The sequence below is a fragment of the Microcoleus sp. Pol11C3 genome, from assembly GCF_036701485.1.
Taxonomy (GTDB): Bacteria; Cyanobacteriota; Cyanobacteriia; order Cyanobacteriales; family Microcoleaceae; genus Microcoleus.
Genome location: NZ_JAUBQW010000040.1, coordinates 36,365 through 46,157 on the forward strand (window position 1 = coordinate 36,365; position 9,793 = coordinate 46,157).

The window sequence follows — 9,793 nt, forward strand, 5'->3', positions numbered from 1 at the left end:
GAAGACCGATTTGATATTAGTAATCCACTGTCATTATCTTGCCTATAATTAGATTATCTGGTCACTTGTGTCGTGCCTTGACCACAAGCAATTTTACCATTTTCATAGGTGGGTTCCGCTGGTTTAATTGTACCGGGAGAATCAGCTTCGCACAATATGGACGTTGTAGTTATTTCCTCTTTAGCAGCATTTTGCTCAAAGTTTTTAGCAGGCACTAGAAAGACACCGCCGACATAAGTTTTTAATTCTTTTTTCTTGGATACTCCATAATTAAATGCTGCTTTCTTAGTGACCCGAATTGAATACTTGAAATTTGTTGTCTCTGTTTTAATGCCAAGTCCTAAAACCTCAACAGAACTGGAAAAAGCATTGTTTTCTGCCAAATAGGCTTGCTGACCTTTGTTCATTGCGCTAACATACTGTTTGTTTTCGGATTGCGGTGCCTTCCCACCCTGACTCAGAAATGATGGCAGAGCGATCGCGCCAATTACTCCAATGCCCATTAAAAGCAATAAGCATCCGCAACCGCCATAAGCTGCATTGCTAATACTTGATTCTTGATATTTAGTCATGTGTTGTCTCCTTAAAGGGTATATACAATGCGAATTAAATTCAGTGAGGCAGAGCCTTTGGATCTGCGTTACCAGGCTCTGCCTGGTAACGAGGAAAACTAGGGAATACTAATCCTTAAGCTCGCAGCTTTTGTACTTCTTTTCGATCGAGGGATGTCGGCTGAATCACTTTACTGCCGATCGCAAAATCGCGCAATTCCACTCTCGTAAACTTCACACCCCAAGGATCAGTGGTTGTATCCAACTCCTGCACTAAAGCATTATTGATTTCATTGCGAGCCGTGTAAAGTTCCTCCAGAGCTAATGTCGCAATGTGAGTCCGAATTGAAAGAATCAGCATATTTAACATCGCTTCCTTGAGATTCTGCACCTTGTAGGACGCTTTTTCTAAGTCAATTATTCGCCAGTAGACAATAAATTCAACGGTGACGGCAACGCGATCGCGCGTCGTGCATTGTTGCGGTGACAGTCTTAAAATTTGCTCGCGCAGAGTTTGTTTATAGGCGACTGTTTCGACAAACGGAATCAAAAATGTTATACCCGGTTCGAGTTTCTTTCTATCGTACTTTCCGAAAATTTCAACTAAAGCCTCATCTCCTTGACGGACGATTTTGACGCTGTTGGCTAAGGATACTCCGGTGATTGCAAACAACACCATTAAAAAATACTGATACATAATGAATCTCCTGGTAAATAGTAGACAGTTGACAGTTGACAGTTGACAGTGATTTCTTAGTCCGCGAAGGCGGACTTTGTTTGTGTAGAAGCGATTTCAATCGCCGAGTCATAAAAGAGCTAACTCAGGTTTAGCCGTTGATGTGAATTAATCTGTCAGGTACAACAATCAGCGTGTTTCCTTCGCGGCGCAAAACGTAAACTTTTTGTCTGGGTGCGATCGCCCCTTGGGAATCTTCGTTGCGGGCTTTCCACGAAGCACCTTCATAAATCACCATTCCGGTTTCTCCGGGGAAAATTTCGGAGATTGTTGTCGCTTCGGTTGCTTCGGGAATGACAAACTTTTTGCGAACAATGAAAATCGGTCGAATCCAGATGCTCAGCACGAGGGCTATCCCCATCCAGTAGAAGATTTGCCAGTCAAAATCTTCATACATTATGTTCGCCCAACTAAACTGAAATGCTACAGATCCTCTCCACAAAATAAATGATTCAATTAAAGCCGAAGCTCCCATCATTAGCACGTAAAACCTGTATTTTTGGGGCTGAGTTTTGATAATTAATAGCTCGATCGCACTAAGCACCATTCCGATCAGCAACCACAACATCGGGGGAGTGAAAGCGAAACCTGGTTGATTAGTGGCTGACGCCAGCGACCAAATTAGGATAGAATACACAATGCTTTTACCTCGTTGTGATGGGATTCAACCTTGTTATTTCTAATCTAATCAGGTGGCTATTTGAGTAGGCGACTGAGTTATTTGAAAAATCATCGACTTTTCATCGACTTTTCATCGACTTTAGGGACGGTAGGCATTTATGATGGTTTCAGTGTTTTGATTGTGATAAGCAATGCCACGATCGCTAAGGGTGCGCGAAGAGTGCATTCGCCCCGTTAAATCCAGTCTCCTGAGAAATGGCTTTCCCAGTCAAAAAATCCTGGCTGAGGATTTAGGGATGGCCCAATCTACTGTCAGCCATTTTCTGAATGGCAAACCTGTGGATTATGCCAATTTCATCGAAATTTGTCGCGGATTGGGGCAGGAATGGCGCGATATAGCTGATTTTGAGGGGAATTCAGAGCCAGAGGAGGTAGTGCTAGTGAGGGCAAAAGTGGCGATCGTCTTCGAGGGCTTTCCTTCGGATCGCTTCGCTAACGCCAACGCTCGATCGACCTCACACAACACCCTTTCCCAGCGGTTACACCAAGCTTTGAGTGCGGGAGGTCACGAAGTCTTTTTTATTAACAACAGCCGCGACGACGGCTCATATTTAAAGCGTTGCGATTATTTGCTGTTGCTGATTTCGGAAGAATCGGCCAATAGCGAAATGATATTGGAACAAGTGCAGCTAGCCAAAGAATTGCACAATTTAACTGCTCATAAGCCAGCAATTTTACCGATTTTAGTTGAATTAAATACACCACTTTCTTTTGATTTACTGAGCTATTTAGCAGGGATTCAGCCCTGGCTGTGGCGCGGTGCTGGGGACTCATTTAAATTATTATCACAAATTTTAACGATTATCAAAGAAGGTCGCACATCGTTAACGGCCGACCATGAATTAGCTGTAGAATGGAAAGTAATTACTAGCACCAAACAGTCAATAATTCAACCCCTGCCAGCAGCGCCGGCAGAATTGCCGGGAGGACAAGTTGAAATCGCTTCTCGTTTTTATATCGATCGCCCTCCGATCGAATCCCGCTGTTACGAGACGATCGCCCAACCGGGAGCGCTAATCCGCATCAAAGCACCCAGACAAATGGGCAAAACTTCCTTGATGGCGAGGATTTTGCATCACGCAGAAGTGCAAGGTTCTCGCACGGTAGCGCTGAGTTTTCAGCTAGCAAATCGGAAAATATTCGCTAATTCAGATACATTCTTGCAGTGGTTTTGTGCTAGCATTGGTCAAGAGTTAGGAATGCTGGAGCAGTTGCCCAAGTGTTGGGAATTAGCCAATTTAATTGGCAGCAATCAGTGCTGCAAGGCTTATTTTGAACAGTATTTGCTGTCAGAATCTTCACAACCTCTAACGTTAGGGTTGGATGAGAGCGATCGCCTGTTTGAATCACCGGAAATTGCTGATGATTTTTTTGGGTTATTGCGAGCTTTGCATGAAGAAGCAAAACGGCGCGATATTTGGAAAAAATTTCGCTTGATTGTGGTGCATTCTACAGAAGTTTATATCCCGCTGGACGTGAATAAATCGCCGTTTAATGTGGGATTGCCCATTGATTTGCCAGAGTTTAATTCCCAGCAAGTGCAAGACTTAGCAGCGCGACACGAACTGAGTTGGAGTGATACAGAAGTTGCCGAATTGATGGCGTTAGTGGGAGGTCATCCCTATTTAGTGCGACTGGGAATTTATCATATTTCGCGTCAAGATGTGACTTTAAATCAATTGGTCAAACTCCCGGTAACTGAAGCGGGAATTTATAGCGATCATTTGCGGCGACATTTATGGAATTTAGAGAAATATTCGGAATTAATGGAGGCGATGAGAGATGTGGTGAGTGTTTCCCAGCCAGTTAGATTGAGGTCAGAATTGGGGTTTAAGTTAAATAGTATGGGCTTGGTTAAATTAGAGGGAAATAATTACATTCCGAGATGTCGATTGTATGAGGAATATTTTCGCGATCGCCTTGACTGCAAATAATCCCTATTTACCCGATCGCCAAATCCACACTAACTACAAATTCGGGAAAAGCCAGCGGCGAAACTTCGTCGCCCCGCCAAAACCTCAGCATTAAACTGTAACCGTTAATAGTCGGCTGGCGGTAAACCTCCAAGCAGTTTTCCTGTAAATTGACTATCCAGACTTCCTGAATTTGCGATCGAGCATAAATAGGAAGTTTCACGTCTCTGTCATAATCTATTGAAGTGTCAGCTACTTCTATTAATAATAAAACTTCCGATGGTAGGGGATGGGCAGTTGAATAGTAATCGGCGCGAGGTTGCAGCAATACTATATCAGGTTGCGGTTCCGTGCGATCGCTCAACTGGACGGGGTTCTGCACGTCAAAAGTAGCCAAATTTTCGGGAATTTGGCTGCACAGTCTGGCTAAGCGCCTCACGGAGGAAGCGTGACGAGTGCCAATAGCTGCCATTTGCACAAGTTCTCCTTCTATCAATTCTAGGCGATCGGCCTCTGAAAGAATGCCAGCGTGACCCATCTGATGGTATTCTTCTACTGTGAAAAGTCTTTTGAGCAACTGCACTGCCATAATTTACCGTTCCTCTAACCATTTATTCAATTATAGTCAGTCGCGCTATTAAACACCAGTGCTGTCTAAAGTCGATGAGAACTCAGTCAAGTTCTCAAATAGCCTGGTGATTTAATAGAGATAGAGTAGAAGCAAGGCACAATATGCGAGGTTTGCATACCCTGCCGCACTCAGTGATAGATTCAGTTTAACCTCAATGAGGCATTTACCTGAAACCTGAATATCGTCGCGCCTCTCCTCCCACCATTACTCGCTGGAAAACTAATCTGCTAACACATTTGGAGAACAATCATGCAGCTTAATAAAAATCCTCAACTCGATGCACCCGATAAAAAAGCGGAAGCTTCAGAAAAAAACATTCTCCCTGACAAAAAACGTAAATCATGGGTAGGAACTTTACTGAAAATCACTTTTATTTATTTTCCTCTGGGCAGCATAATACTTGGTGCGATCGCCCTCCCTTCTTTTCTCGATTGTTCCAATAAAGCGAAGCAGTCAGAAGCTAAGCAATATATTAGCGTAATGAACCGCGCTCAACAAGCTTATTTTGCCAAAAAAGGTGTTTTTGCAACTTCCCTTGATGCCCTCAATCTTGGCCTTAAGTCTCAAACAACCAACTACAATTATTCAGTAATTGCTGGTAAAAAAGCTGCATTTAGTTACGGCGTATCCCGCCAGGTGCAAAAAAATGTTAAGAGCGTTGTCGGAGCTGTTCTTTTAGTACCCAATCCTCTTACCAATGCTAACACGGATGCAGATAAAAGTACGACAGTAACTATCTTCTGTATCGCTAAATCTGAAGGTACAACTAAACCTGCCGAACCCACAAATATTAATGGTAAATTAGCTTGTGGCGATGGCACTGTGGAAGTGGTCAAGTAAATATCGACAAAAATTATGCCAGAAATAGTCAAAGGGTTCTTCATCTTAGCTTTCATCTTCATTCCCCTCGAAAGAATCTTTTCCTTGCACAAGCAAAAGATATTCCGTCTCGGATGGGCAACCGATGCCACCTATTTTTTTACAGGTCACTTTATTGGCACAGCAGGCGCTATTGTTGTGACTGTCATATTCTCGCTGATGACTCATTTACTCAACCCTGAACTGCAAAGCAAAGTAGCCTCTCAACCTATCTGGTTGCAGTTGGTAGAAGCAGTTGTTGTTTCAGATCTGGCATATTATATCGCTCACCGACTACTGCATGAAGTACCCTGGCTTTGGCAATTTCATGCAGTCCATCACAGCATTGAACACATGGATTGGTTAGCAGCAGTGCGGGTGCATCCCTGCGACCAAGTATTTACTAGAACCTGCAAAATGCTGCCTCTGTGCTGGTTGGGATTTACCAATCAAACTTTGGTGGTTTATGCTCTTTATTCAGCGGCGATCGCCTTTTTGATTCATGCTAATATTAAGATCAAATTTGGCGTACTAAAATGGTTCGTGGCAACCCCACAATTTCATCACTGGCATCACAGTAAAATTCCCGAAATCAACAACAAAAACTTTGCTGTTCAGTTGCCACTGTTAGATTTACTCTTTGGCACTCTCTATATGCCATCACAGAAAATGCCCCAAAAATATGGTATCTCCGATCGCATACCTGCTGGGTATATCGGACAATTGCTCTATCCGTTTATTAGGAAAAACAAAATGCTAAATGACAAATTAAAACAAGGTGTGGCTCGCTATTTTAGCTCTTTGCCTGTAATGCTTGGTGTGATATTAATGCCTGTTTGTTTTCTTAGTGGAGTGGCCTTAATTAATCACATGGATATCCCTACTTTTATTGCCAGTTTGAATGCCCAAAAAGTAACTGTTGCCGAATTGCAGCGGGGTAAGTTAAAACCTGTGATTTTGATTGACGTGCGATCGCCCGAAGAATACGCCGCCGATCGCATCGGTGAAAGTCCGCTGGTTCCCCTAACTGACATTGAAGCTGGATTCGGTGTCAAGCAAGTGCAAGCTATTGCTCAAGCCAGTGTCAAATCTAATCAAACTCAACCAACTATTGTACTTTATTGTGCGGGGGGGGCGCGCTCAGTTAAAGCATACCAAAAATTGCAAAAAACTGGGCTGAATTTGGTTTTCCTCTCAGGTGGTATCACAGCGTGGCGGCAAGCTATACCTGCTAAACAAGACGCTGAAATATTGGCCCCAATTACTCGATCGCTCCCAGAGGCTGTCAGAAGTAATTAGTTAGTTAAAGTAAGAGAAGAGAACCAGGGGAACTCAAAAATATCTATCAATAGAAAGGTGTATGCGACTGACGGGATCAGTATCGTGAAATGAAGTAGCCATAATCTTCAGCAATCTGCAACGGTTGGCTGTTTTGGCAGGCACCACAATAATTAGAGTTAGCATAACTTGATTCCATGCAAAACACGATAGACATACTTCCTTCTTCAGACTCGCGGACTCTTTCCAAACAGCAACCCGTACTCCCAAATTATGAAGCAGCCGATCGGCAATTTGTCAATTTGCTAGAAGTTGAGGATTTAGACAAGACGGTGGCGGCAAAACCGTTACTTGTCAGCGATTTTGAAAGCGCGATCGCCTATGCACTTCAAGCCGCTTACCAACAGGAACTGGGCGATGAGGCCGCTCACCGCTTCTTGCAGCGCGTACTTTACCGTATCAACCGCCTCAACTTGTTTTGGTACGACGATTTACGCCGCTACAATAACGAGCGATCGCACTATTTGCGTTCCGTGCGCGATCGCATTGAGGAACCTTGGCAGCAGTGGGAACTGGCGCAAATCGACGTTGCAGCGCTGCAAAAATTGCCGGATGTCAAGCAAGCCCTGCGCGATCGCGCGGCCGCCCATGTCGATCCTCCGCTAACTGAGCTCGATCGCTACCAGCGGGAACAGATGACTGAAGAGGGATACAGACACCTGCTGGCGATCGCCTCCTTCGACGGTTTAGTGGAAGCCAGCCGCCTTTCTCGCATCCTCGGCGGTGCCGGCAACGAAATTCAGTGTACCCTTACCCGAGTGCTGATCGAAGAATACGGCGGCGGTCGTCTCCCCCGCAAGCATTCGACCTTTTTTGCTCAAATGCTGGCTGAATTCGATATGAGTACAGAACCAGAAGCGTACTTCGATTTAGTGCCTTGGCAAGTGCTCGCAAGCATTAATCACAACTTTCTGCTGACGGAACGCAAGCGCCATTTTCTGCGTTACAACGGCGGACTCACTTATTTTGAGGTGGCGGGGCCTGTCGCTTACCGCAATTATCTAGCCGCCGCCCAGCGTCTGGGCCTCTCCCAGGCTGCGATGGGTTATTGGGAACTGCACATCAAAGAAGATGAGCGTCATGGCCGCTGGATGTTGGATGAAGTAGCGATTCCGCTGGTTGATAGATACCCGCAGGAGGCTTGGGAATTGGTGTTGGGGTACGATCAGGAGAAGTCGATCGGCGATCGGGCTGGGGCTGCTGTAGTGCGATCGATCCAAGCCACAGAACGGAATTAACCGCTATATAGTAGGGTGCGTCAGAGACTGATGCACCCTAGATTTTGCACCGTTCTCAATAAGCCTTTGAGGAACAGGCTGTCCGGCCTGTTCCACAAGAAATACACTCTTTGTGGAACAGGCCGGACAGCCTGTTGCTGACAATGGTGGAACACGCAAGATGCACCTACCAGCGCTGTATTTTAAAATGCTGTCATTAACTGAATTAGCTCGATCGACAAATCTCTTTGCGACTTTTGGTGCTTCTTAAACAAAACTCCAGCCAGGAGATAGATGTTTTCCGAATAAAAAGCCATGCCCTGTTCTCGCAGAGTGGCGATCGCGCTTTTCACTTTGGGTTCCGAACTATAATAGCCAAAAGTTAAAGGTGCAATTTCAAAATTCGCAACCGAGTAGCCTTGATCCAAGGCATAATCGATCAAACCCACAGGATTAGAATAGCTAGAAACCATCAGCAAAACTTCATCGCAACCCAAAGATAAAAGTTTTTTAGCAATTGTCGACCCATCACTCCCCCCGTGCAACAGCGGCTGGTAAATCTTATCATCCACCGCCGGCAAGTAAGGCGGATTTGATATAACACAATCTGCCGACTCGTATAAAGGCGAATCAAAAAAAGAGCAATTGTTGACAGTGTATTTTTCGCTCAGTTGATATTCCTTAACTTGAGACTGAGCAATTTTCCAAGCTACATTATTTAGCTCAAATCCCTGTATTGTCCCATCAAAATCGCTTCTCAGCAAAGACTTAATAACTGGACTTCCCTCTCCTGAGCCAAACTCTACGATAAGTCTAGAATTGTCACTGGCATTTAACACTAAACTTTCCAAACAGTGCGCGTAAAAATCCGATTCTTCCGGGCAGTGGAATACCTGTTTCAGAGGATGGGATGAAGTGAGCATAAATTCTGTAACAAAGTTGACTATTTTTAACTTATCGGACAACTAATAGTGCAGCAATCTGTCGCAAGAGCTATTTTATCAACTTGTCCCATCTCTCTCTTCCTGTTTGATCGGGTGCGATCAAATAACTATTACTGCCGACAGAGTATCAACTTAACGCTATTAATCCGATTGACAGATTGCAATTATAGCGATTGCTGGTGAGATAGTACCTAAGCAAATAATTGTAAATTTTAATAGTGTCAGATATGACCTTTTTTAATTATTCAGTTCCGCCTCTGCGCCGGAAACAGCTTAAGATCGAGGTTCAGGATTTAGAAGGGCTTTGGCAGGTTCAGTTTCCCCTTGGCAAATATCGATTTTATTCACAATTTTATACTTGTCTCGATCGAACTTGCTTGCTGTGGAGCTTGCTGTTAATACCCATCTTCGGCACAGCACAATTTTTTTCTGTGAGTTGGATGCTGCAAGCAGGTTTGTGGTCAGCCCTCAGCCTGGTAGGTACAGCAGCAATGGTAAGCATGACATACTCTTGGGTCAAAATAGAACGCCTGATTTGGGTGCTTTACGGTTGGGTAATACTAATGTTATTAGGATTGCTGCTGACCGATTTAGCAATTTTTCTTAGTTGGGGAAAACTGTTGGCGAATCTCTGTCCCCTGTGGTTGGGAATGAGCGGAATTGGGTATTTGGGGACTGGATTTGCAGTGCGATCGCGCGCACTTTTAGCTGCCAGTTTACTTCACCTGTTGGGAATTTTGATTTTGCCTTTCACGGGCGGTTTGTCTTTCCTATTTACGGGAGGCGTAATGGTATTTAGCTTGCTCGTGTTAGCCGAATTGCAATGGGATATGTGGCAACCAATTAACCTTAGCGGGTGACAACGTACCTATAATGCTTGCTGCATAAAGGATAGAGCCAAGAAGCCGCGCTGAAAATAGAGAC

10 protein-coding genes are annotated in these 9,793 nt (G+C 44.4%); 5 read left to right on the forward strand and 5 right to left on the reverse strand.

Going from position 1 to position 9,793, the window contains the following annotated elements; translation table 11 throughout:
• Positions 1–53: 53 nt before the first annotated feature.
• The 3 genes from QUA40_RS11905 to QUA40_RS11915 all read right to left on the reverse strand — a co-directional run bounded on the left by QUA40_RS11905 (position 54) and on the right by QUA40_RS11915 (position 1,924).
• Positions 54–572, reverse strand: a complete 519-nt coding sequence (locus QUA40_RS11905) for a type IV pilin-like G/H family protein (protein WP_333125603.1) — start codon at positions 570–572, stop codon at positions 54–56.
• A gap of 115 nt (positions 573–687) precedes the next feature.
• On the reverse strand, positions 688–1,248 hold the full coding sequence (locus QUA40_RS11910) for an SPFH domain-containing protein (RefSeq protein WP_333125604.1): 561 nt from the start codon (positions 1,246–1,248) through the stop codon (positions 688–690).
• Between the two features lie 130 nt (positions 1,249–1,378).
• Positions 1,379–1,924: an NfeD family protein gene (locus QUA40_RS11915; protein WP_333125607.1), complete on the reverse strand. Its 546-nt coding sequence runs from the start codon at positions 1,922–1,924 to the stop codon at positions 1,379–1,381.
• A gap of 175 nt (positions 1,925–2,099) precedes the next feature.
• On the opposite strand from QUA40_RS11915, the gene QUA40_RS11920 reads away from it, so the two are divergent.
• Entirely contained in the window at positions 2,100–3,902 is a 1,803-nt protein-coding gene (locus QUA40_RS11920; RefSeq protein ID WP_333125609.1) for an AAA-like domain-containing protein, read from the forward strand.
• A 7-nt stretch (positions 3,903–3,909) separates the two neighbouring features.
• On the opposite strand, the gene QUA40_RS11925 is transcribed toward QUA40_RS11920, so the two are convergent.
• Positions 3,910–4,470: a Uma2 family endonuclease gene (locus tag QUA40_RS11925; protein ID WP_333125611.1), complete on the reverse strand. Its 561-nt coding sequence runs from the start codon at positions 4,468–4,470 to the stop codon at positions 3,910–3,912.
• Positions 4,471–4,761: 291 nt separating this feature from the next.
• Between QUA40_RS11925 and QUA40_RS11930 the strand changes: the two genes are divergently transcribed.
• From QUA40_RS11930 to QUA40_RS11940, 3 genes are all read left to right on the forward strand, one after another.
• Positions 4,762–5,352 carry a type IV pilin-like G/H family protein gene (locus tag QUA40_RS11930; protein WP_333125613.1) on the forward strand — a complete coding sequence of 197 codons (591 nt, stop codon included), beginning with the start codon at positions 4,762–4,764 and terminating at the stop codon, positions 5,350–5,352.
• Positions 5,353–5,367: 15 nt separating this feature from the next.
• Positions 5,368–6,669 (forward strand): sterol desaturase family protein, encoded by a 1,302-nt coding sequence (locus tag QUA40_RS11935; RefSeq protein WP_333125616.1) that lies wholly within the window; start codon positions 5,368–5,370, stop codon positions 6,667–6,669.
• A gap of 176 nt (positions 6,670–6,845) precedes the next feature.
• Complete coding sequence (locus tag QUA40_RS11940) at positions 6,846–7,946, forward strand: iron-containing redox enzyme family protein (RefSeq protein ID WP_333125619.1); 1,101 nt, start codon at positions 6,846–6,848, stop codon at positions 7,944–7,946.
• Positions 7,947–8,128: 182 nt separating this feature from the next.
• Here QUA40_RS11940 and QUA40_RS11945 read toward each other — a convergent pair whose 3' ends face one another.
• Positions 8,129–8,848 (reverse strand): SAM-dependent methyltransferase, encoded by a 720-nt coding sequence (locus tag QUA40_RS11945; RefSeq protein ID WP_333125622.1) that lies wholly within the window; start codon positions 8,846–8,848, stop codon positions 8,129–8,131.
• A 248-nt stretch (positions 8,849–9,096) separates the two neighbouring features.
• On the opposite strand from QUA40_RS11945, the gene QUA40_RS11950 reads away from it, so the two are divergent.
• Positions 9,097–9,729, forward strand: coding sequence for a hypothetical protein (locus QUA40_RS11950; protein WP_333125625.1), 633 nt, complete (start codon positions 9,097–9,099; stop codon positions 9,727–9,729).
• Positions 9,730–9,793 lie beyond the last annotated feature (64 nt).

Excerpts from the sequence above, each read along its gene's own strand:
- QUA40_RS11935 (WP_333125616.1), top strand. The coding sequence starts at position 5,368 with ATGCCAGAAATAGTCAAAGGGTTCTTCATCTTAGCTTTCATCTTCATT.
- QUA40_RS11925 (WP_333125611.1), bottom strand. The coding sequence starts at position 4,470 with ATGGCAGTGCAGTTGCTCAAAAGACTTTTCACAGTAGAAGAATACCAT.
- QUA40_RS11930 (WP_333125613.1), top strand. The coding sequence starts at position 4,762 with ATGCAGCTTAATAAAAATCCTCAACTCGATGCACCCGATAAAAAAGCG.
- QUA40_RS11920 (WP_333125609.1), top strand. The coding sequence starts at position 2,100 with ATGCCACGATCGCTAAGGGTGCGCGAAGAGTGCATTCGCCCCGTTAAA.
- QUA40_RS11950 (WP_333125625.1), top strand. The coding sequence starts at position 9,097 with ATGACCTTTTTTAATTATTCAGTTCCGCCTCTGCGCCGGAAACAGCTT.
- QUA40_RS11905 (WP_333125603.1), bottom strand. The coding sequence starts at position 572 with ATGACTAAATATCAAGAATCAAGTATTAGCAATGCAGCTTATGGCGGT.
- QUA40_RS11945 (WP_333125622.1), bottom strand. The coding sequence starts at position 8,848 with ATGCTCACTTCATCCCATCCTCTGAAACAGGTATTCCACTGCCCGGAA.
- QUA40_RS11940 (WP_333125619.1), top strand. The coding sequence starts at position 6,846 with ATGCAAAACACGATAGACATACTTCCTTCTTCAGACTCGCGGACTCTT.
- QUA40_RS11910 (WP_333125604.1), bottom strand. The coding sequence starts at position 1,248 with ATGTATCAGTATTTTTTAATGGTGTTGTTTGCAATCACCGGAGTATCC.